Genomic DNA, 21,630 nt, shown 5'->3' with positions numbered 1-21,630 from the left:
AGGACGATTCAAGAGCCGCTTGACGTGGGATTGAATGCGAACCTCCCCGCCGTCGTTGACTGGCTACTGGGATTGCAATGCTGGCCCCCGACGGCTGGGATCGTTGTTGCGACAACGCAACTCGCCGACAACAACAGACAGTTCCCGCAGCTTACAACCCGCGATTTCGTATCGGAGAAAATCGACACATTGCGCGCCTGATGGTTAGGCCTTACCTCTATCTGTAGCGCAGCCTGTCGCCGGCGCCGCTGAGATTGGTCTACCGACGCCGACCGACGTCCGCAAGTACTGCCAGCGCGGCATGCTTGCCGGGAAGACCCGAAACGCCACCGCTGGGGTGGAATCCCGCCCCCGTGCAGTACAGATCCCGAAGCGGCATCCGGTACCCCGCGGCACCGAGAGCGGGGCGCAACGGTCCCATGCGGGTCACCAAATGATCGACGTGGTAGAGGCATCCGTTGACCGTTGTTGTTCTTCGTGTCAAATCTTCCGGGGTTTCCACCAGCCGGCCGATCTCGAGCGCGTGAACGCCGGGTATCACTTGGCCGACCTGATCGATGAGCAGCTGCGCTGCCTCCTTGCGACGCAGGTCCCAACCCCCCGCCGCGATAACCGGTGCGGGGCTGTACAGCTGGGCAGTATCCTGCCCTGGTGGAGCCTGCGAGGAGTCCATCGCGGTAAATATGGTGCACCACCACGGGGCATCGGTCGGAAGTTCGCCCCGCGATGCCTGCTCGCAGCTCTTCACCACCCCGTCGAATGACCCGGTGAAGAGGGCGGGTTTGCGCAGGTCGACATCGCTTCGCCCGGGCTGATGGGCCGGCAGTCGCAGCTGCCCCGACAATGCGAGGTTCACGGTGAGGGTCGCGACCCCGCCCGCGTTCGCGGGCGCTGCTCGAAGCCGCTCGGCAAGGGTTGCAGGAAGACCGTCACCGATCAGGTCGGGTATCCGTTGCGGCGGAATCGCGGTGAGGACGGCATGTCGCGCTGTAACCGTTGTCCCGTCGCTGAGCGTGACACCGGTAGCGCGACGGCCGTCGTGCTGGATGTGCACTGCCGCGACACCAGTCCGCACGACGCCACCGAAATGTTGAAGGCATTTCTCCAGTGCGAGGATCAGCCCGCCCATCCCGCCGACGGGGCGCGCCGCTCCTGCTCCATGCAACGATGACGTGGCCAGCAGTGCCAGTGCGCTTCCCTCGGCTGTCGGAGCGCCCAGGATCGTCGCGATCGACGCGAAGGCACCGCGCAGCTGGTCGGATTCAAATGTCGACGTAATCGCATCGGCCGCCGTCCCGGTCAGCAATCCTGCGAGCGTGGAGCGGAGTTTGCGGTCTTGCACCAGCATTCGAAGGCCGACTGCGATGGTACCGAGAGAAGGCCGGTTGGGAGGTCCACCACCGTAGCGCCCCTGCAGCTCAACGGCTTTGAGCGCTACGGTGATCAGTTCGCGGTAGGCTGCAGCATCCCGCCTACTGAAGCGCGCAATGTCGGCCACCGTCTTGTGGACATCGGCTTGAAAAAGCAGAGATTCACCGCCGTCACCGAGCCACGCCCATCCCACACTGTCGACCTCCCGATAACCGAAGCGCTGCAGGCCGAGGTCTTCAACGATCCCGCCGGCTCGCAGGTACACGTTTTCATAAGCGCCTGGATTGACCATGTGTCGCGGAGCCGCGTCGATCAATGGGGCGCTGAGTGCCATTCCGCCCAAGCAATTGTGCCGCTCCACCAGCAGGACGGACTGGCCGGCGCGGGCGAGATAGCAGCCGGCGACTAAGCCATTGTGACCCCCACCGATAACGATGACGTCGTAGTTCTGGATGATTTCCGCCATTTACGTGATCGCCGTCATCACGTCAGCCAACAGACCCCACCGACATGCCGTGCGCGGGTGGGCTGATGCCCACACCGACCTTCGCCAGGAACACCTCTGACAGGGTGACCTCAGGCCGGATCGAAATTACCGCTCGCTGTTGGGCTTTTGCGATCTCGGTCACCAGAAGCCATACCAGCAGCCCACATAGGGCAATCGTCAGTAACCCCCCCAAATAGATCAGCCCCGTAGATGCATTGCCATTGACGTCTTCGCGGTAGTTGCTGTTGAGCGCGGTGAAGACCGGCCATCCAGTCGCGCCGTTTAGACCCGCATAGAGCATCGGCAATAACGGAATCACTAGCAGCTTCCCCCAACCCGATAACTTGTCGCGCAGACCGAAGAATACAAAGCCGGCCAGCAGCTGCAGGGTGGCGTCGATGGTGAACCACCATGCCGGAGCGCCGGCAATAAGGAAGGGTTGATGCCCGTAGTACCGGTAGAGTCCGAACGCCCGGCCCGTGATCTGCAACCCCAGGTCAAAGACCCATGAGACGGCGTAGGCGCAAAGGAAGAACCTGGCGCCCTTTCCCAGCAGGATTGCTCGATAGATGATGTAGGACTGCAGGCCGAAGAAGAATGCATAGCCCAACACCACATAGAGCGGGATGTGCCGCCCGAAAAGATTGACGGCGATGGCCACGTTATCGCCGGCGAACCACAGCAAGCCGTTGTAGTCCAAATACGGCTCGAGAACCCCCATCGAGAGCCCGCCCAGAAGGAAATAAATGCCTAGCGTCTCCCCGCGCATTGCGAGGCGGGCGATCCATCCGACAGCGATCGCCATAAACGCGACACAAATCAGAGTGAAGGCGAGGCTAGCCCCATGGCTAGCCGACAGGTCCGCCGGCGGCACCGGATACGACGGCGGCAGCTGGGTGGAAATGCCAATCATGCGGCTCCTTACCTGTGTTGAGGCCCGGTAGAGGCGGATCCATCGATCATTTCGTGTTTCGTTGGGGCTCGTTCGGACTCGTTCGGTGCGCTAGACCGCAGTCGCGGGAACCGACTGGTGGTCCATTAAGGCCGTGGCTGCTCGTAATGAGGTGAAGGATGAAGTCCGCAGTCTTCATGTTTCATCTCATCGTGCGATGTAAAGACCCAAGACCAGAGTGCCGGTGATGAAAACCCAACCGTAGACGATTGCTTTTAACCAGCGCGGTGAATGCCACATGTCCATAAAGAAGTGTGTGACAAGCCATACCTTGAGGAAGGCGATCAGCAGGACCACCGCCATGGCCAACCGGGAGAAACCTAACAAGTGGTCTGTTCCCAGCCAATACGAACCGACGGTGAGGACAATCAGCACCCCGCCCACCAGCAGTGCTGTCGCGGTGAGCCCAGATGCTTGTTTTTCGTTGATTATCACGTCAGTTCACCAGGTAGAAGAGCGGAAACAAGACGAGCCACAGCAAATCGACGAGGTGCCAGTAACACGTCGCGGATACAAACAACTCGCTGTCCCGCGGGCCGACGAGTCCGGCGGCGACCCGCTGACGTGTTAGACCTAAAACGGTGACGCCAACAAATACGTGCAGCAGATGAGCACCCGTAATAACAAAGAACACCATCCAGTACACATTGGTGTGAATCCAGATGCCGCGGTCGATCACCATCCCGTACTCAATCGCTTTGATGGCGGCGAACGTTCCACCGCAACCCATCGCAAGCAGCAGCATCCGCGAGGCGGAGTGGTATTCGGCTCGCCGCGCCGCACCGATGGCAAGCACGACCATCACCGAGCCAGCGATTAGCATGCAGGTATTGATCAAGCCGAGAGGTTTGGTCAACATCTGCTGGCCGCTGGCAAATATTTGTGGGCTCTTGCTGCCGTTGTACAGAATCACTGCGAAAAGTACTGTGAACACTGACATTTCGCACACAAGGAACACCCACACCCCGGGTTCTCCCGGCACCTGTGGTGGTTGCCGCACGCCCTCGACGGGCCGAGGGGCCAGGGAGATCACCGCGCCGCCTCCACTACGTCGGCTGTGGTTGGCGCATCGCCTACCACAGGCGGCGCCGGCGATACGCTCCGGCGCGCGCGCCGGTAAGTCACGTGAAACTGGCCAAGCATTATCGCGAACCAGACGAAGAAATTCGTAGCCGCCACCCAGAATGCGATGGCTCCGTCCCACGCGAAGGCGTTGTCGGTGAAAAAGGGAATGAGGCAGCCCATCATGGAGCCGAACGCCATGAACAGGCTGTACCAGCCCACCCATCGGGGAAAAACCGGCGAAAGCGACTTATCACCAAGGACGACGACTGCCACTGAAAACGCCTGCAGCGCCCCTGGCTCCCAGAGTCCCGCCCACGCCATCCACGTCACAAGACTGCTGAAACGGACGATCACATCGGGTAGGTCAGGGCGCAACATCACGGTCAGCAGAAACGGCCCAAACACCATCATCAAGGTTGCAGACGCCACCGCGGCGCCGAATTGGCATTGAGCCAATGGAATACCGATGCCACCACGGCGACGCAGCCGATCAGCGATCGCCGCGCCAAACGGGATAAACATTGTCCCACCGATGATGAGGCTGATCACCGCCAACCGTTTGAAATCCAGATCCGCCCGGTAGAACTGCGCGGTGATGTGGTCCTCCCCAGGCCAGGGTCCCGGTGGCGGTATGAACTGGCCGCCGATCATGCCGAAGCCGAAGAAAAACATGATTCCCCAGCCGGCGATGATGCCCAATCGCGCACGTGACGTCGCGTCGCTCTCATTCGACTCCACCAGGACCGCCTTCGTTGTCATGTCAACTTCCCTTCAGTGATGGCCTGCGGTGGACATCGGACTCTCTTGTCGCTGCTCATGGCACCCCGGCCATCTGTTGCCAGCCGTTTCTTGACGCCCGACCGTCCCGTCGCACGTCTTGACTGGCCTTTAGCGCCGCACATGGCCACAGGAGCGGCCGTGCCGTCCGGTGGAACTAGTCGAAGCAACTTTCTGCCCGATCTATCGACCTACCAAATTCGCAAAAATCGCGTAATTAATCATGCCATTTAGACGAGATATGTTTGCTATCACTCTATACTGATGTAGTATGCGTAGTCAAGATCGAGCTGATCCTTCCATTCTGTTCCTTACGTGCATAACGGCTGCGCCGCCCGGAGATTCCGCATCCGGATAGTGCCTGCCCGTCAAGCAGGTGCCGTTGGAGGCTGGGATCGATATCGCGCTACCAACATTGGCTGCGCGTGCGAAAAGGGATAGCAGGAGTACGACGGCACGGCGTCTGCCGATCGCCACGGATCGATTGCTGCTGTTGACTGATGAGGCAGGGTTCAGCGCGCCGCCGGGGTTCCGTTGCTAGGCATACGCCACCACGCCGCGCTGCCGTCACCATGACCGACGGCGTCCGGTCAACCTGCCTGCCCTGTCGCATACGTGCTCGGCAAGAGGGCTCACCCGAGCTGCGTACCCGCGATGCTGCACGATAAGACCGATGCCTCGGAGCGGCTCGCAGATGTTGATCAGGGCATGGTCAAACCGGGCCAGGGTGGGTTCGGTGCGGCCCGCGTCGCTGTTTTGCACCTACGGGCCCGCGCGATCATGGACCTTCCCGGATTCTCGGTCATGCCCGCGGGGCTCGATGATTGGGAACCCATCTGGAAACGCCCCGAACACCTCCCGACCGTAGCGAGCCGCGCCCGTATCCGCTTGCTCCAACTGTGTCGCAGGTCGGCAGGGGCGATCGCGCGGGTCAGGACCTGGATGGTCGTCCACGAGCGGCGGCATCAGTGTTTTCGCGCCGTTCTATTCGACGAACAGCGCCATCGACGCGGTAAACCCATGCAGCGCATTGCGACCCGCGATCGGGCCGATCTCCCCGGCGGCGAAGAACCCGACCAGCGGGATCCCGCCCAGCAACTCGGAGATCGTCGACGCGTCGTGGTCGGAGACCCCGAACATGCGCCGCCCCCGCCCGTTACAGGTGAACAACAGCGCCCCGACCGGACGCGCGGGCAGCTCCGCCAAAGCCCGCTCCACGGCCAGGCGCAGATCCTTGTCGGCGCTCACCGGGTCGCGGACCTGAAACTGCACGGTTGCGCCGACCTCGATCACCTGGCCGATTTCGATGGCCCCGGTAGCAGGGTCGGCGCCAACCAGGCCGCGGATCACAAAGTCGCCCTGGCCCGGAGCGGCGAGGTGCTCGTCGACGACGATGCCGACTTGCAGGCCCCGGCTGATCAGCTCCTGCTCGCCGGGCGGTAGCCCCTCGACGATCTCGCGCAGCCGCAGCAGCGGTGGCCGCCCGCCCAGCTCGGTGATCACCGCGCCGTCGGCGCGGGTCACGATGTAGGGATGGCCGATCGGTCGGCACCCCTGCGACACGATCGGGACCGCGTGCCCGCCGCCGGGCAGCCGCATGCCGACCAGGCCCGAGCTCAGCACCTCATGGTCGCGGAACAGGCGGGCATCGCCAGGTCCGCGCCCGCCACTGACCAGTCCGCCCACCAGGATCGTGCCCGGCCGATCGGCGTTGAGGTGCTCGATTAGCAGGTGCGACGGGAACGTGTACGGGTCCGGCAGCAGCAGGTGCAGGTCGTCGCCGGTCGAGTCGAACCGGTAACCGGTGAGCAGCCCGCCCGAGCCGGCGCGGATGAAGTCCAGGTGGAACGTCTCGGCGGGCAGGCCGCAGGCCAGCCACACCGCCACTGCGGGCCCGTCCTCGATCTCGCGGCGGCCCGCGACGACCGCTTGCGCCACGCACCCGATCAGCGCGGGCGGCTCGATGATCTCCTGCACCGCAGCCAGGACCGCGGCGGCCTCGTCGGTGTGCGGGCGCGACGCGAGCAGCACGGCCAGCGACGGGCGCTCACCGGCGAGCTCGTCGCGCGCCTGCGTTGCAGCCTCCACCGCGGCCCGGCGTGCGTCGGCGGCGGTGGAAACCCCGACTCCGATCCGCACCCTTCCATGATGCGCCGTCGGGGCGCAACGCAAAGCGTCTACCGCAACCCGAGCGCGACGCGCAGCCGGTCGGCGTCCATGCCGCCACCGGCGGCTGCGCCGGCGGGGAAGCTGTCCAGGAGTCTTATCAGGTCGCCGCGCCGGGTGGGGTCGTCGGCGGCCTGCCGCGGGGTGTGGCCGTCGAGCGCGGGAATCGGCTCGTCGAGCCAGCGTGTCTCGTAGTCACGGATGAATTCCTCCAGGGCCGCAGCCACTTTGGGGTCGGCAGGCTCGAGCGGGGCCGCGTCGGGCAGCTCCTCAGCCAACTGGGCGGCCTCGCGCATGTCGCGAAGCGGACGGCGCTCGTCGTCCATCACTTTCATCCCGGGGTCGAGGCGCGCCAGCGTGGCCAGCACCCGGTCCATCCGCTTGTCGCTGTTGGTCTCCACCCGCAGGGTGTCGCCGTCAAGCACCAGCGTGGCCCGAATCCGTTTCATGCCATCGGTGGTGACGTGCTCGAACCACTGCGGCTCGTCGCCGTCGACCCGGTCGTAGGTGTCATCGAGCCCAGCTTCGATCCCGGCCGGGTCGCTCACCCGGACCGTGGCCGTGCAGATCGCCAACGGGTCGCCCTCGGTGTTGGTCAGCGTGGGCGGCGCGAACCGGCGACTCAGTTGCGCCACCAGCGCCACCGGGTCGGGCTCGGCGTCGAGCAGGTCGATCAACGTGTCGCGCTCGTGCAGCGCGACCGGCTCGATCCCGCCGAAGAACTGCATAAAGTCCCCGGTGGGCAGCACCCGGGCACAGATCAGCTGCCCGGACTTGAGCTGTCGGCTCGCTGTGCGCTCACGCACCTCATGCCGGTCGCCGGTGCGCACATCGCGCACGGTCACGCCCCGGCCGGGATGCACCTGCTCGACGTCGAACACCGACCGCTCCACCAGCAGCCACTGCTCGGCCAGCAGCCGCTCGTCGTCGGGCAGCAACGATCCGCGCACCTCGAGGAACTCCGCAAACCCCCCCGCCCTCGAACAGCACCGCGTCGATCACCAGCGGATCGGCCAGCGCCGCGTCCAGTGCGTCGAGATCGTCGCCGGTGTGGCGAGAACGCTGGTAGGCCACCGTGATCAGCAGGTCGTTCCAGCCGCTCCGCAGTGCATGCTGGATGGCCTTCGCATACAGCCAGCGCGCTCGATCGGCCAGCGGCAACCGCTCGCGCCCGAGATGACATTTCTTGTATTTGCGGCCCGACCCGCACCAGCATGGCTCGTTGCGGCCGACATCGCTCCGCGGTTCGGGCCGATGCCGCGTCAGCAGTTCCATCAGCGGGTAATCCGGGTCGACGCCGGCGCGGCGCAGCAATCCCAATCCACCTTCGACGTCGCCGCGATCGGAGGCAAAACGGGCCAGGTCCAGCAACGGCAGCGGCCAGACCGGATCGATCGACTCGGCCGCCAGCAGCTCGCGTTCGGCGGCTTCGACGGCGCCGAGGCGTTCCAGTGCCACCGCCCGCAGCCAGCGGAACGCCACTTGCGCCGCCCGGGGCACCTGCGGCTCCAGCATCGCGGCCAGCAGGGCCAGCGCGGCTGCCCCCCCTCGCAGCCGGTGCCGATCGTCTCGTCCACCAACAGCTCAGCCAGCTGCGGGTCGGCCAGCGCCGCGCCGAGCTTGCCCACCAGCTCGAAGGACCGCTCGTCTCCGGGCCGCTGTGCGGCGTCGTCGACCGCGGCCAGCGCCTCGTCGCGCGGTTCGCCCGGTTCGGCGGCGTCGATCCCCAGCGACACCTGCTTGTGCAGCTGCACCAGGGTGTACAGCGCGAACGCGTCGTCCGGGTCGATGTCATGTCGCTCGACCAACCGCGCGCAGCCACGCTCGAAATCCCAACGGGCGAAATTGAATCCGGTCGGTGCCAGCCACTCACCGCGGTGTGCCAGACCGCACTCGTCGGCGATCTCGCTCAGCGGTGGCAGCGGCTCGGTGAATGCCACGGGATCCTTGACGCACACCGTCCACACCGCCGCATCGACGTACTCCGGCTCCTCGTCGTTGACCACGGCGGCCAGCTGGGCGCCCACCTCCGCAGGTGATGCCGGCGCGGTGACCCGCTCGAGCGCCAGTCCCTCGTCGGTCAGCCGTAGCCCGACGAGCTGCCCGTCGGTCACCCCTAACGCCTGGAACGTGCCGGGCGCCAGCAGCAACACGCCGCCCGGGTCGACGGCCTCGGCGGGGATGCCGCGCTCCTCGAGCAGCTCGTCGTCGAACTCGGCCAGCGCCAGCTGCGCCGCCGACCCGTCGGCGAGCCGTTGGTATTGCTCGTATTCGCAGAGCGCGGTGATGGGATCCAGGTCCGGGGTCACTATAAGCATGTCGTGGGCTGTCTCGTCGGCGCCCAGCCGCCGGGTGAACACGCGGCCGGCGAGCACCGCCGGCAGCCAGACCCATCGATCGTCGACGAGTTCTCCTGCCGGACATTCCATTTCAATGTCAGCCGGTGACGGTATATCCGGTTCAGCCACGCCGGCCTCCCGCAGCCGCTGCGCGATTTCGGCGGTGTGCAGCGGGCCGTGTCCGGTCAGAATCCTCGCGAGGGCCCGCATCGGCTGGACCGTTTTAGCCATGGCGGCCACCCTATGCCACTCCGGCCGGCCGGTCGGGTAGCTCAGCACGCTGCGTCGAACGTTCGGCGCCACGGGGAGGTGGCGCCTGCATCATGATGCGATGATGCTACGATGGGGCGTGCGTACCACCATCGATCTTCCCGATGATCTGCACAAACAGGCGCTGGCGATCGCCCGCGATACCCACCGCACGTTGAGCGAAACGGTCGCCGACCTCATCCGGCGTGGCCTGAGCACGGGCAGCGTCGCGGCGATCTCCACGGATCCCAGAACCGGGTTGCCTCTGGTGAGCGTCGGAACGGTCGTGACTTCAGAAGATGTGCGCGCATTGGAGGATGAGCAGTGACGGCGTTGCTCGACGCGAATGTGCTCATCGCGTTGGTTGTCAGCGAGCACGTGCATCATGATGCCGCCGCCGAGTGGCTTTCGGCATCCGGCACGGCGTTCGCGACGTGCCCGATCACGCAGGGAAGTCTTGTCCGGTTTCTGTTGCGGTCTGGGCAATCCGCGGCAGCCGCGCGGGATGTCGTGGCCGGGGTCGAAAATGCGCATCGTCACGAGTTTTGGTCTGACAGTGTCTCTTTCGCCGATGTGGCGTTCAGCGGTGTGGTCGGGCACCGGCAGGTAACCGATGCCTATCTTGCCCAGCTGGCCCGAAGCCGCAACGGCCGGCTGGCGACTCTGGATAGCGCCCTGGCGCACCAGCACAGCGATGTCGCGGTGCTTATCCCTGCGCGTTAGTCGTGTCGTGCTTCGGGCTGGTTCGGGCGAACTCGTGGTTCAGCGCGGGCCGGCTTCCCGATCGGAATCCGGCGGGCCGGCGCCGCGCGGTTCTTGGGCGTGCGCACGCCACGTTCGATATCCATGCCGCGCGGCGAATACGCCGGCGACAGCGGTCACGCACCACACCGCTATCGCCGCGTAGGCCAGCGACGCCGATCGCTGCGCGATCGAGGCGCCCAGCGAGGTGTAGGCGAAGGCCCGCGGCACCGACCCGATGAACGAGCCAATGGCCATCTGCCACACCGGAACTCCGAACGCCCCGAAGGCGTAGGAGGCGAGTGCATCCGATATGCCCGGAACGAAGCGCTGCCCGACCACCGCCCATAGGCCGCCGCGGTCGATCAGCGCGTCGAGACGCTCGGCGCGGTGGGTGCCCAGCAGAGCCCGCGCACTGTCCCGCCCGGCCCGACGCCCGATGAAACTCGCGACCACCGCGGTGCCCACCGTCGCCCCGAGCGTCACCGCGACCCCCAGCACTGGGCCGAACAAAAATCCGCTGCCCGTGGCCAGAACCGGGCCCGGCACGAACAACGCGCCGAGCCCGGCCGACGCCACGACATAAGCCAGCGGCGCCACCGCCCCCGTCGCCGAAATCGCGTGCCGCAGCGCCGCGACGTCGATGACCTGCCTGACAGCCACCAGGTAGAACACCACGAATAACAGGCCGGCGAAGGCGGCCAGCCGCAGGATGTGGCGTCGACGCGATGCCATCGGGGAGGTGTGCTTCATGTCGGCGGTGATTCTTCCGTAGGGTCTGGATACGTGGCGAGAACTGACGACGACACCTGGGAAATCACCGAAAGTGTGGGCGCGACCGCGCTGGGCGTAGCGGCGGCGCGCGCAGCGGAAACCGAGAGCGAGAATCCGCTGATCCGTGATCCGTTTGCGCGGATTTTCCTCGACACCGTCGGCGAGGGTGTGTGGACCTGGTATGAGGCTCGCGAGTTGCCCGCCGAGGTGGTCGACGCCGAGCCTGAGTTGCCGCTGCGGATGCGGTCGATGGTGGACTATTTCGCCTCGCGGACACGCTTTTTCGACACGTTCTTCCTCGACGCCACCGCGGCGGGCATACGCCAGGTGGTGATCCTGGCGGCGGGTCTGGACTCGCGATCCTGGCGGTTGGCCTGGCCCGACGGCACCACGGTCTATGAGCTCGACCAGCCCCGGGTGCTGGAGTTCAAATCCTCGACATTGGCCGCGCACGGCGCGGAGCCGGCCTGCAACCGGGTCGCCGTTCCGGTCGATCTGCGCCAGGACTGGCCAACGGCGTTGCGGCAGGCGGGTTTCGACGTCTCGGCGTCCAGCGCATGGTCGGCCGAGGGGCTGATGCCCTATTTGCCGGCGGCGGCGCAGGATCTGCTGTTCGACCGTGTCCAGGGTCTCACCGTCACCGGCAGCCGGATCGCCGTCGAGGCGCTGGCACCCAACTTCGCCGATCCCGAGGCCCGCGCCAAACGGCGGGAGCGGATGGATCGCGTCCGGGAATTGATGGCCAGGGTCGACCCGCAACGCGAAGTGCCCAGAACCGACGAGCTGTGGTATTTCGAGGAGCGCAGTGACGTCGGCGACTGGCTGCGCAGGCACGGCTGGCAGGTGACGGTGACACCGTCGGCCGAGCTGATGGCCGGGTATGGCCGCGCACTTCCCAAGGAAGTCGAGGACACGGCCCCACGGAATTTGTTCGTCTCGGCTCAGCGGACGCGGACCTGACGCGTTTCGCGCTCACCTGCCGGTGCGCTCGCGGTGCTTGCATCCTGGCCAGCAGCAGGGCCGACGCTGGCCTTCTTCAAGCTCTTCTTGAGTTCGGCGAATGCGGCGCTGTCGGGTTTTCTCTTGCTTGGCGTCCTCGACCCAGCAGATAAACTCGTTGCGCGCCAGGGGTGTTATGTCATTCCAGGCGGCGAGTGCCGCGGAGTTGGCGACCAGGGCATCGCGCAGATCAGCGGGCAGCTCATGCACCACGCCGCCAGGCAGATGTTTGCTCACGCCGGCCAGGGTAACTTCCCGCGCCGAGGCCTAGCGCCGGTCCATCCGCGCGACGACGGGCAAGGCCAGCGGGGTCCGGATGAACCTGGAGGACGCCAGGAAGGTTCGTATGTGCGGCCGGCCGGGAATCACTGTCGCGCGACCGCGCTCGGCGGCCTTCGGCGCGTCGGGCGACGGCCCGCTGGGCGGGAACTCGGGCGAATGCCGGGAGTCGGCTGACCAAAAAGTCGGCGTCGGCGGCTGCCTGGAATTCGCTTGGCACCGGGCCGGGGCAGACGGCGGTCACCGTCACACCGGTGCCCGCGACCTCGGCGTGCACCGCCTCCGAGAGGGCGGATGAGCCGAATTTCTGTGTTCCGGAATGCACTATCGGCCGGCATCCGCTCGAGTTGTGCCGGCAGCACTGAACCCAACTGCGACCAGGGTCATCCAGCGGCCGATCGCGTTGAGCCCGATTGCATGGACATGTGTCTCGATTTCCCGGATCGGCACGTCCCTGCGCGCGAGTGTCGCAGCGTTGGGGCGCATGTGAATCCCGCGGTGCTCGAGAAGATGCAGGGCCTCTATGCGCATGCCAATCGGATATACAAGCGCGGCAGCCGGATTTAATCTGAAAGCACCACAGCGACAGGAGGCACCATTGAGCGAGCACGAAGTCAAGATGATCGTCTTGTCGACCGACAACCTGGACGAATCGATCCAGTTCTACAGCGAAACCCTGGGCATGCCGCTGAAGTTCCGCGACGGAGCCCACTTCGCAGCCTTAGACGGTGGGCCGATCACTCTCGCGCTGGCGACGAAGGTGGACCATCCCATACCCGGGCAGGTCGTCGTGGGTATCAAGACCGCAGATGTCGACGGCGCGGCGAAGGCTGTCGAGGCCAGCGGCGGTGGCATTGTGAAAGGCCCGTACGACGACGCGCACGAGCGCCGTGCCGTGGTCTACGACAACAAGGGCAACGGCTTGGTCTTCTACAAGCCGTTGGCCCGGTGATGACGGGTCAGCACACCGGCACGACAGTCCGCGCGTGCGACCCGGGAAAGTGCCGTCTGCGGCGAGCCGGTGTTTCCGGCAGCGGTATCGCCATCACTGGAGGTATTCACGACGCGGCCAGCCGCTGGGCCAGCCCGCTTGCTCGCAGCGCACGACGTCGAATTGCCGTCCGCACACAAGCCTCGGAGCCGACCACGCGCACCTTCCGCTTGGCGCGAGTTACCGCGGTATAGAACAATTCCCGGGTAAGCAGTCTCGAATCCTCCTGCGGCAAAAGCACAGTCACTTCGTCGGCCTGACTGCCTTGGGATTTGTGGATGGTCATCGCGTGCATAGTATCGACGTTGCCGAGCCGGCTGGTGGCGAAGTCCAGCGGCCCGGTTGCGCCCGAGATCGTGGCTCGCAGCCCGTCAGGGCCGGCCACCACTACACCGGTGTCGCCGTTGTAGACGCGCAGCCCATAGTCGTTGGCCGTCATCAGCAGTGGTCGCCCGGCATACCACTCCGACCACGGCGGCATGCCCGTCTCTTCGGCGAGCCAGGTCTCGACTTGCCGGTTCCAGTGCCCCACCCCGCGGGGCCCGTCGCGGTGAGCGCACAGCAACCGATGCGCTTCCAGCGTCGCCAACGCTTCGTCGGCAACTCCCAGCAGCGCCGCCTTGCGCAATTCAAGCGCGCGCGGCAGCAGGATGGCGCGCAAACGCGCAGTGGCATCCTCCTCCTCGACGAACTCGATATGTTCGTCGCCCGACCGCAACAACTGCACGGCCCGATCCGCATCGCCGAGCCGTATTGCGTCGGCCAACGCGGCGATCGACTTGCCGAACCGGTGCGAGGTCCGCAGCACCGCCACCTCGACGTCGTCGCGCGCCGACAGACCGTCCACCAAATCGGCCAGCACCGCGCCGGCTTCCACCGACGCGAGCTGGTCGGCGTCGCCGACCAGGATCAGCCGGGTGTACGGACGCACCGCCTCCAGCAGCCGTGCCATCATGGTCAGCGACACCATCGACGTTTCGTCGACCACAATTACGTCGTGCGGCAACCGATTGCCGCGATCGTGCTTGAACCGCGACGACGTACCGGGCCTCGGGCCGAGCAGTCGATGCAGCGTCATCGCCGGTAGCTCGCCCAGCCGCGCCCGGTCGGCGGCATCGAGCTTGCCGAGCTCGATCGCCACCGCCTCCTGAAGCCGCGCCGCCGCCTTGCCGGTCGGTGCCGCCAGCGCGATCCGCAGCCGCGATGCCCCGGCGGCTTCCGCCTGCTCGGCCAGCAGCGCGAGCAACCGTGCGACGGTGGTGGTCTTGCCGGTGCCGGGGCCGCCGGTCACCACGGTAACCGGTTGTGACAGCGCCAGTTTCGCAGCCTGCCGCTGTTCTTCGAAACCGGGTGGGAAAAGTCGCTCGAGAGCGGGCAGCTCGACCGCAGGTGTCGAGGTCAGCAACGCCACTAGGTCGGCGCACACCTGGACTTCCTCCCGCCAGTATCGGTCCAGGTAGAGCAGCCGGTCGTCGTAGAGACGCAGCACCGGCGGGTCGCCGAGCAACGGGCTTGCCCGCACCGCCGCCAACCACTGCGCGGGTTCCGGCCAGGCGACGTCGTCAACCTCGGCGGTTGAGGCGATGCTCGCCAGGTCGACGCACACCGACCCGGCCCGCAGCCCGCGCACCAAAACCGCCACCGCCAGCGCCACCCGCTCATCGGATTCCTCACCGAGGACGCAGATCCGCTGTGCCACGTGCACATCGGAAACGTCGAGAACACCGGCCTGCTTGAACGTGTGCAGCAGAGCGGTGCCGTCGGCGGCGACTTCCATGCCGGTCATGCCGGCGGTCTCCCGGCGTCGAGCACATCGGAAAGCGCCACCACCAGCTCGGCCGGCGGTTGCCAATCGAAGACCCCGCAGCCCGGCGTGTGAGGGCCGCACATGCCGCGAACGAACAGGTACAAGACGCCTCCGAGATGCCTCTCGGGGTCGTAGCCGGGCTGTCGCCAGCGCAAGAACCGATGCAGCACAACCAGATACAACAGCGCCTGCAGCGGGTAGTCGGAATGCAGCATCGCCTCGGCGAGCCGCTCGCGGCGGTAATCGGCCGCGGTGTCACCCAGGTGGGTGGTTTTGTAGTCCACCACCAGATACCGCGGCCCAGGAATACGAAGCACGGCGTCGATCGATCCGGTCAAGTATCCGCGCAATGGCCGACCACCCAACGGCGCAGAGGCCAGCCGCTCAGCGTAGGGCGCGAGCGGGTCATCCGCGGGCAGGTGCAACCGCAGCAGTTCACCCACGTCGCGCAACGACACGTCGGGCGCGGCGTCCCGCAGATCTCCTCCGGCCAGCGGTACCTCGAAGTTCAACTCCCGCAACCGGTCACGCGGTCCGATCCGCCGCAGCGTGAGTTCGTCGGCTAGTGGACCCAACGGTGTGTCGTGCATCGGGACCAGCGCGTCGGCCAGGTCGCCGGCGGAGACCTCGACCGGCCACCACGTCACGTGCCGGCGCACCTGCGCGTCAAGTTCGGAGCGAAGGTCGGCCGACGAGGCATCCGCCGTCTCCAGCACCGCGTGCACCAGCGAGCCAAATGCTGCCCCTGACGGCATTCCGGCCAGCGGCGAGGCGAGGCCGGGACCGAAAGCGGGCGCGGTGACGACGACGCTGTCCATCTCGTCGTCGCGGGCCGTGACCTCGGGTTCGCTTGCCACGTCGACGGATTCCGACTCACGCACCAGCGCCGAATACGAGGTGCGCCGCCAGCTGGTATCGATCTCGCGGTGGAAATGTCGCACCTCGAAACCGGCTGCCGGAGAGAATGTTTCGACGGCTGGCGGGGAGGCGATCACCGATTCCTCCACCGCCGGCCCGCCCGCGGCCTCCCACCGCTTGAACACTGTCCAGGCGTCGCCGTCGGCGATGCCCGGTTCACAGGTATCGGGCACCTCAGGCTCGCCGATGTCGCGGCCGCGCAACAGCCGCGAAAGCCCGCCGTTGACTTCGTCTTTGGTGGGCGCCCACCACGCCACCACCTGCGACTGTGCCCGGGTGAGCGCGACGTAGGTAGCCCGCAGGTTATCGTGACCGTCCTCACGCCGGTTCAGCCTTTTTGCCGTCTCACGTTCGGCGCTGCGATCTGGACCGCCGATGTAGAGGCAACGGGTGTCGTCGTGGTGATAGAGCAGGATCTCGTTGCTGTGCGGGTGACGGTTGAACGCGAACGGCAGGTACACGATCGGGAACTGCAATCCTTTGGCCACGAAAACCGTCATGATCTGCACCGCGTCGGCGTCGCTGTCCAAGCGGCGACTGTGTTCGGTTACCCGCCCGCGGGTATCGCACTGGCGGCGCAGCCAATCCCGCAGCGCGGGCAGGCTGCAGCGCTCCCGATGCGCCGTCTGGTGCAGCAGCTGCGCGATGTGCGCCAGGTCGGTCATGTGCCGCTCGCCGCCCTGCTCGGCGAGCACGCGTCGGCCCATGCCCGCCCGCTGCGCGGCCTCGAACACGGCGGCCACACCGCGGCGGCGGGCATGACCCGCCCACTCGCGCAGCGTTTCGGCCACCCGGTCGGTCAGCGCATCACCCTCGGCGGCCAGGGTTTCGGCGGTCTCACCGAAGAACAACGTGCACGCGGCAGCGCGGATCAGCCCGCTGCGGTGCGGCGCGTCGAATGCCTCCAGCAGACACAACCAGTCCTTGGCGGCCTGCGACTCGAACACGTCGCTGTCGCCGCCGTAGATCGCCGCAATGCCCGCCGCGGTCAGGGCATTGCGGCAGGCGCGGGCGTCCTCGTGGCGGTCGACAATCACCGCGATGTCTCCGGCCTGCACCGGGCGACCGGCATAGGTGGCGCCGCTGGCCAACAGGGCCGCGATGTCGGCGGCCAGATCGGCGGGAATGTGTTGGCGTAGTCGCGCGATCGGGATGAGGGCGTCCGCGTCGTAGCCGAGCGCTGAGCGTTTGACGACGCGCAGCCGAAACGGTGCGTTGTGCGGGGCCCCGGCCAGCCGGTGCCCGTCGTGGTGAGCGTCGATGTCGTGCACGACGATCCCGGAGTGGCCCAGCGCGGCGCCCTGCAGCACGGTTTGCAGGCTGTCGACGAGCGGTTTGTCGCTGCGCCAGTTGACGCCCAATGTGTAGCGGGCATCGGCGGTGCGGGCCGCTTTGAGGTAGGTGTGGATGTCGCCGCCACGAAACCCGTAGATGGCCTGCTTGGGGTCGCCGATCAGGATCAGCGTCGCGTGCCCGCTGAATGCGCGCTCGAGCACCTGCCACTGGATCGGGTCGGTGTCCTGGAACTCGTCGACCAGCACGATGCGCCAGCGCCGCCGCATCCGGTCGCGGGCCGGAGAGTCTTGGGCCTCAAGTGTTTTCGCGAGCCGGGTCAGCAGGTCGTTGTAGCTCAGGATGCGCAGCCGGCGCTTGCGGTGGTCGAGTTCCCGGGTCACGTCGGCGGCGAAGCGCAGACGGATGCCGGCCTCCGATTCGGGGTCGGGATCGCGGGGGCGAAGCTGCGCGCACGGGTCGTTCACGACGCAGTGAGCCAGCTCACGCGCCTGCTGGTAGCTCAGCACAGGGTCGTTTTCCGCTGACCCGAAGTGCGCGAGGTAGAGGTCGTCGACGATTTCGGTGACCAAGTCGTCGAGGTTTTCCTGCAGCTTGACATCGGCGGCTGTGTCGCCCGCTACGCCAAGCGATTTGAGTACCCGGCCGCAGAACTCGTGGGTGGTGGCGATGGTCGCCGCATCGAAGTTGGCCAGCGCGTCACGTAGGCGACAGCGCCGGACCGCGCGATCGTCATCGCCACCGCGCAGCAGATGTGCGACCAGGCCGGCGCCGGCCGGCATGCGACCCTCCAACGCCGCCACGGCTTCGACGATCTGGCCGCGAACCCGCTCACGAAGTTCACGGCTCGCGTTGCGGTTGAACGTGATCAGCAGCATTTCGTCGAGGGTGATGCCGGTCTCGGCGAGATAGCGGGTGACCAGCGCGGCCAGGGCGAAAGTCTTGCCGGTGCCGGCGCTGGCCTCCAGCACGGTGGTGGAGCCTTCCGCGGGCAGCGGCCCCAGCAGGTCGAAGCGATCCATCAGCGCGGATCCTCCGTCGCCTCGATCAGCGGCGACCACAACCGCGCCGCCAGCGCGCCCAGCCGGGTATCCTCGCCGGGCACCTCCTCACCCGGGCGTGGCGGCCCGAGCAGCACGTCGAGTGGCGCATTTTTGCCGAAAGCCGTTACGATGGCTGGCTCTTCGTGCTCGCCACGGTAGTGGTTCGCCGTAACCCAGCGGCGACGGGCGGATACTCGCGGGTCGGTGCCCGAGTCGCGGGCCCTGGCCCAGGCGAACGACGTCTTGACCGGCAGCGGCAGCGGCTCGCGGCGACCCTTGTCGTACAGCGTTGCCAGCTCACGCAAGATCTCGACAGCGTTTTCCGGCGCCCGAAGTGTCTGTGCCGTAACCCGATCGGCGTCCGCATCGCGTCGTCCTATGCACCTCGCCGCCCACGCGCGACCCGGCTCGTCGGCGGCCAGCGCAAGCAGCCGCAGCCAGCATTGCAGCAGATGCCTGCCGTCCAGCTTCGAATAGGTCACCTCCACGATGCGATCCCCGAAAACCGGGGTGACCGTGCCGGTGAGGCTGCGGCCGCCGCCGAGGTCGACGGCCACGTCGTGGGCGCGCGGATCGCCGTGGCGTGCCGCCAGGGTGGCCTCGGCGAGCTTGGCGGCGCGATCGCGAATCTTCTTGGCTGTTCGCCAGCCCAGCCGCCCGGGCGGCAATGTGCCGCGCCGCCACTCGAATTCGGCCGCGGTGCGGGCGTCGATGCCGCGCAGCATGTCGTGCAGCATCCGGTCGCCGACGATCCACTCCTGCAAGGCGCTGATCTCGACCGGCATCGCGTCCTCGACGGCGTCGACGTCCCACGGCAGCGTGTAATCCAGCGCGCGGAAGAAACCCTTGACCGGGTCCTTGAAGAACTCCAGCAGATCGGCCAGGGCGATGTCGTCGGGCGGCGGCGCGGGCAGCACGTCGGCTAAGAACCGCTTTGGTGGACAGCGGTTCCCGGCCGCCGCCTCGGCCGCGGTCAGCGCGGTGGGATCGAAGGTGAAGGGTTTGTCGGGCACCAGCTCACCCGGTGTGACGTTGCGGCGGTCGAACGGCTGCAGCGGGTGTTTGGTCATGACGTGTTCGCGCACCGGGGATTGGGTCGTCTGGTCCAGCGCATCAAGCAACTCGGCCAGCGGCACCGCGGGCGGGCGCTCGTGACCGGAGTGCTCGTCGGCGCCGGTATAGGTGATCACCAGGGTCTCGGTGGCTGCGCAGATGGCGTCGAGCAGCAACTGCCGGTCCTCGGAACGGACGTCGCGTTCACCGGTCATCGGGCGGCGGGCGAGCGCGTCGTCGCCGTCCGGGGCGAGCAGTCGCGGAAACACCCCGTCGTCGAGCCCGACCAGGCACACCACCCGATGCGGCACCGAGCGCATCGGCACCATCGTGCACACCGTCAGCATGCCGGTGCGAAAGTTAGCCCGCGTCGGTCGCCCCGCCAACTCGGTGGCCAGCAGCGAGCGCACGTCGGGCAGCCGCAGCAGCATGGATGCCCGAGATCCCGCCTGCGCCAATACCGTTGCGAATTCGCGTTGCAGCTGTGCTTGCTGCCAAGCGTCTTGCGACTCGGTCAGCTTGCCGACACCTTCGCTCAGCGCTTCCAGCCACTGCGTCAACGGCTTTGCACCGCTGAGCTTTTCGACGACATCATGCAGTCGGTTGACAAATTCGGCCAGCCGCCCCGCCAGCTCCACCCGGTCGCTGCCGACGTCGTCGAGTGGCAGCGCGGTGCCCAGCCAGGCCCGCGAATCGTCCGACATCGCGACCCCGGTCAAGATGCGGTCCAGTCCGAACCGCCAGGTGTTGTGCACGATGTGGTCCAGCCCGTAGGGCTGACGGTGTTGCTGGTCGAAACCCCAGCGGATATTGGCGTTGCGCACCCAATCGGTGATCACGTCGAGGTCGTCGTCGCTGAACCCGAACCGGGCCCGCACCGGCGGGGATTGCGCGAGGTCGAGCACCTGGCTGGCGGTGGCGCGGGTCCCGGCGATCGTGAGCAGCTCGGCGGCCACTGCCAGCAGCGGGTTGGTCTGGGTGAGCGCCCGGTCGGCCAGCTTGACGCGCAGCCGGTGCGCGGGATGGCTGTCCGCGGCGGTCTCGCCGAGCCCGAAACCGGCGACGATCAGCGGCGCATAGGTCTCGATGTCCGGGCACATCACCACGATGTCGCGCGGCTCCAGCGTCGGGTCGTCGTCCAGCATCCCGAGCAGTACCTCGCGCAGCACGTCGATCTGCCGCGCCGGGCCGTGGCAGGCGTGCACTTGCACCGAACGATCGTCTGCGGCGAGGGTGCGGCCCTCGGGCCGGACCGCATTGGCGGCGATATCGGACTGCAGCCAGCCCAGCAGCGTCTCGGGTTTGTCTGTGCCCCCGAGGAATTCGTCGGATGCAGTGTCGGCGGGCAGTGCCCGCTGTAGCTCGCGCAGGTCGCGGCCCAGCGTTTCCAGAAGGGGGTGCTTGGCGCAACGGCGGCTGGTGTCCTCGGCGCGCGGCACCGTGCCGTGAACGCTGTCCAGCGCCCGCCAGAGGTCGTTGCTGGGATGCGGCAGCCACAGGTGCAGGTCGTGGTGGGTGGCCAGCGCGTCGAGCAGCTCGACCTCGGTGCCGGCCAGCCGGGTATGCCCGAACAGCGACAGCCGTGGCGGCAGATCCGCCGGTCCCTCCCGCAGCCGGGCCACGGTCTTGTCATGCCGGACATGTGGGGGATCGGCGTCGGCGCGCTCTACCAGCGCCCGCCACAGCGGCGGCTGCCAGGCCAGGTCGGCGTCGATGCCGCCCGTGATGCCGGCCAGCCAGTCGATCAGCAGCTGCGGCCGCTGCCGGGCATACGACGCGAACAGCCCGGCCAGCCGCCGCGCCACCGAATACCGGCGGCCGCGTCGCAGCTCCGCCTCGTCGGGCTCGGGGTCGAAGTGGCCCAAGTGTTTTGCCAGCGGCGCACACCAGGGCTGGTCCAGCGAACAGTCGATGACCTCCAGCAACGGCCAGGTCATCGCCTCCGGCGACCAGGGGTCGTCGTCGAGGGTGCCGGTGATCTCGGCGATCAGCGAGTTCGGACTGCGAAACGCCACGCCGGCGCACACCCCGTCGGCGCCGCGGCCCCGGCCCAGCACGTGCGAAAGCCGCTGGCTCAGCCAGCGTTCCACGCCCCGCGCCGACACCAGCACCAGCTCCTCGGCGAACGGGTCGGGCAGCGGATCGGACAACAGCCTGGCCAGCCCGTCGGCGAGCAGGTCGGTGCGTTCGGCACGGTGCAGATGAAGCGCCATCGCGGCGTCACTATAGGCCGGGCCGCCGACACCGGCGGCGGCTTCGCAGTCGGCCGCACCGCCGATGGCAGCATGGTCGGTGGCAGCGGCGCGGACGAGAGGATGCCTTCGCC

At 66.9% G+C, this 21,630-nt stretch carries 15 protein-coding genes and 1 pseudogene; 4 read left to right on the top strand and 12 right to left on the bottom strand.

Annotated elements, in window-relative coordinates; genetic code table 11:
• Window positions 1–259: 259 nt before the first annotated feature.
• From MHEC_RS20225 to MHEC_RS20195, 7 genes and pseudogenes are all read right to left on the bottom strand, one after another.
• A complete protein-coding gene (locus MHEC_RS20225) occupies window positions 260–1,837 on the bottom strand; it encodes a phytoene desaturase family protein (RefSeq protein WP_048890334.1) in 1,578 nt (525 codons plus the stop codon).
• 22 nt (window positions 1,838–1,859) lie between these two features.
• On the bottom strand, window positions 1,860–2,771 hold the full coding sequence (locus MHEC_RS20220) for a hypothetical protein (RefSeq protein ID WP_048890333.1): 912 nt from the start codon (window positions 2,769–2,771) through the stop codon (window positions 1,860–1,862).
• A 186-nt stretch (window positions 2,772–2,957) separates the two neighbouring features.
• A complete protein-coding gene (locus tag MHEC_RS20215) occupies window positions 2,958–3,245 on the bottom strand; it encodes a cytochrome C oxidase subunit IV family protein (protein ID WP_048890332.1) in 288 nt (95 codons plus the stop codon).
• Window position 3,246: 1 nt separating this feature from the next.
• Window positions 3,247–3,843: a cytochrome c oxidase subunit 3 gene (locus tag MHEC_RS20210; protein ID WP_071700380.1), complete on the bottom strand. Its 597-nt coding sequence runs from the start codon at window positions 3,841–3,843 to the stop codon at window positions 3,247–3,249.
• Complete coding sequence (locus MHEC_RS20205; protein WP_160315031.1) at window positions 3,840–4,574, bottom strand: hypothetical protein; 735 nt, start codon at window positions 4,572–4,574, stop codon at window positions 3,840–3,842. The genes MHEC_RS20210 and MHEC_RS20205 overlap by 4 nt, the downstream gene beginning before the upstream one ends.
• 1,062 nt (window positions 4,575–5,636) lie before the next feature.
• A complete protein-coding gene (locus MHEC_RS20200; protein WP_048890329.1) occupies window positions 5,637–6,791 on the bottom strand; it encodes an FIST signal transduction protein in 1,155 nt (384 codons plus the stop codon).
• Between the two features lie 38 nt (window positions 6,792–6,829).
• A pseudogene (locus tag MHEC_RS20195) lies at window positions 6,830–9,388 on the bottom strand (YecA family protein).
• A gap of 118 nt (window positions 9,389–9,506) precedes the next feature.
• On the opposite strand from MHEC_RS20195, the gene MHEC_RS20190 reads away from it, so the two are divergent.
• Both MHEC_RS20190 and MHEC_RS20185 read left to right on the top strand, forming a co-directional pair.
• Window positions 9,507–9,734 carry a hypothetical protein gene (locus MHEC_RS20190; protein ID WP_048890328.1) on the top strand — a complete coding sequence of 76 codons (228 nt, stop codon included), beginning with the start codon at window positions 9,507–9,509 and terminating at the stop codon, window positions 9,732–9,734.
• Entirely contained in the window at window positions 9,731–10,129 is a 399-nt protein-coding gene (locus MHEC_RS20185) for a TA system VapC family ribonuclease toxin (protein ID WP_048890327.1), read from the top strand. The genes MHEC_RS20190 and MHEC_RS20185 overlap by 4 nt, the downstream gene beginning before the upstream one ends.
• 39 nt (window positions 10,130–10,168) lie before the next feature.
• Here the strand turns inward: MHEC_RS20185 and MHEC_RS20180 are convergent, their stop codons facing one another.
• Window positions 10,169–10,900 (bottom strand): TVP38/TMEM64 family protein, encoded by a 732-nt coding sequence (locus MHEC_RS20180; RefSeq protein WP_048890326.1) that lies wholly within the window; start codon window positions 10,898–10,900, stop codon window positions 10,169–10,171.
• Window positions 10,901–10,933: 33 nt separating this feature from the next.
• Here MHEC_RS20180 and MHEC_RS20175 point away from each other — a divergent pair, with 33 nt between their 5' ends.
• The gene (locus MHEC_RS20175) at window positions 10,934–11,881 is read left to right on the top strand and encodes a class I SAM-dependent methyltransferase (protein WP_048890325.1); all 948 of its coding nucleotides are present in this window, start codon (window positions 10,934–10,936) and stop codon (window positions 11,879–11,881) included.
• 12 nt (window positions 11,882–11,893) lie between these two features.
• On the opposite strand, the gene MHEC_RS20170 is transcribed toward MHEC_RS20175, so the two are convergent.
• A complete protein-coding gene (locus MHEC_RS20170) occupies window positions 11,894–12,145 on the bottom strand; it encodes a YdeI/OmpD-associated family protein (RefSeq protein ID WP_082169627.1) in 252 nt (83 codons plus the stop codon).
• A gap of 652 nt (window positions 12,146–12,797) precedes the next feature.
• On the opposite strand from MHEC_RS20170, the gene MHEC_RS20165 reads away from it, so the two are divergent.
• Complete coding sequence (locus MHEC_RS20165; RefSeq protein WP_048890321.1) at window positions 12,798–13,151, top strand: VOC family protein; 354 nt, start codon at window positions 12,798–12,800, stop codon at window positions 13,149–13,151.
• A 106-nt stretch (window positions 13,152–13,257) separates the two neighbouring features.
• On the opposite strand, the gene recD is transcribed toward MHEC_RS20165, so the two are convergent.
• The 3 genes from recD to recC are packed head-to-tail and all read right to left on the bottom strand — an operon-like array spanning window position 13,258 to window position 21,517.
• Window positions 13,258–14,976 carry an exodeoxyribonuclease V subunit alpha gene (gene recD / locus MHEC_RS20160; RefSeq protein ID WP_048890320.1) on the bottom strand — a complete coding sequence of 573 codons (1,719 nt, stop codon included), beginning with the start codon at window positions 14,974–14,976 and terminating at the stop codon, window positions 13,258–13,260.
• Window positions 14,973–18,230: an exodeoxyribonuclease V subunit beta gene (gene recB / locus MHEC_RS20155; protein WP_048890319.1), complete on the bottom strand. Its 3,258-nt coding sequence runs from the start codon at window positions 18,228–18,230 to the stop codon at window positions 14,973–14,975. The genes recD and recB overlap by 4 nt, the downstream gene beginning before the upstream one ends.
• Entirely contained in the window at window positions 18,230–21,517 is a 3,288-nt protein-coding gene (gene recC / locus MHEC_RS20150) for an exodeoxyribonuclease V subunit gamma (RefSeq protein ID WP_048890318.1), read from the bottom strand. The genes recB and recC overlap by 1 nt, the downstream gene beginning before the upstream one ends.
• Between the last annotated feature and the right edge of the window lie 113 nt (window positions 21,518–21,630).

Origin of the sequence: Mycobacterium heckeshornense (genome assembly GCF_016592155.1) — a bacterium.
Classification (GTDB): domain Bacteria; phylum Actinomycetota; class Actinomycetes; order Mycobacteriales; family Mycobacteriaceae; genus Mycobacterium; species Mycobacterium heckeshornense.
The sequence above is the reverse complement of the archived record's forward strand: the minus strand, read 5'-3'. Positions and strand labels throughout refer to the sequence as shown.

Coding starts and splice junctions, on each gene's coding strand:
- MHEC_RS20225 (WP_048890334.1), bottom strand. CDS start 1,837: ATGGCGGAAATCATCCAGAACTACGACGTCATCGTTATCGGTGGGGGT.
- MHEC_RS20220 (WP_048890333.1), bottom strand. CDS start 2,771: ATGATTGGCATTTCCACCCAGCTGCCGCCGTCGTATCCGGTGCCGCCG.
- MHEC_RS20180 (WP_048890326.1), bottom strand. CDS start 10,900: ATGAAGCACACCTCCCCGATGGCATCGCGTCGACGCCACATCCTGCGG.
- recD (WP_048890320.1), bottom strand. CDS start 14,976: ATGACCGGCATGGAAGTCGCCGCCGACGGCACCGCTCTGCTGCACACG.
- recB (WP_048890319.1), bottom strand. CDS start 18,230: ATGGATCGCTTCGACCTGCTGGGGCCGCTGCCCGCGGAAGGCTCCACC.
- recC (WP_048890318.1), bottom strand. CDS start 21,517: ATGGCGCTTCATCTGCACCGTGCCGAACGCACCGACCTGCTCGCCGAC.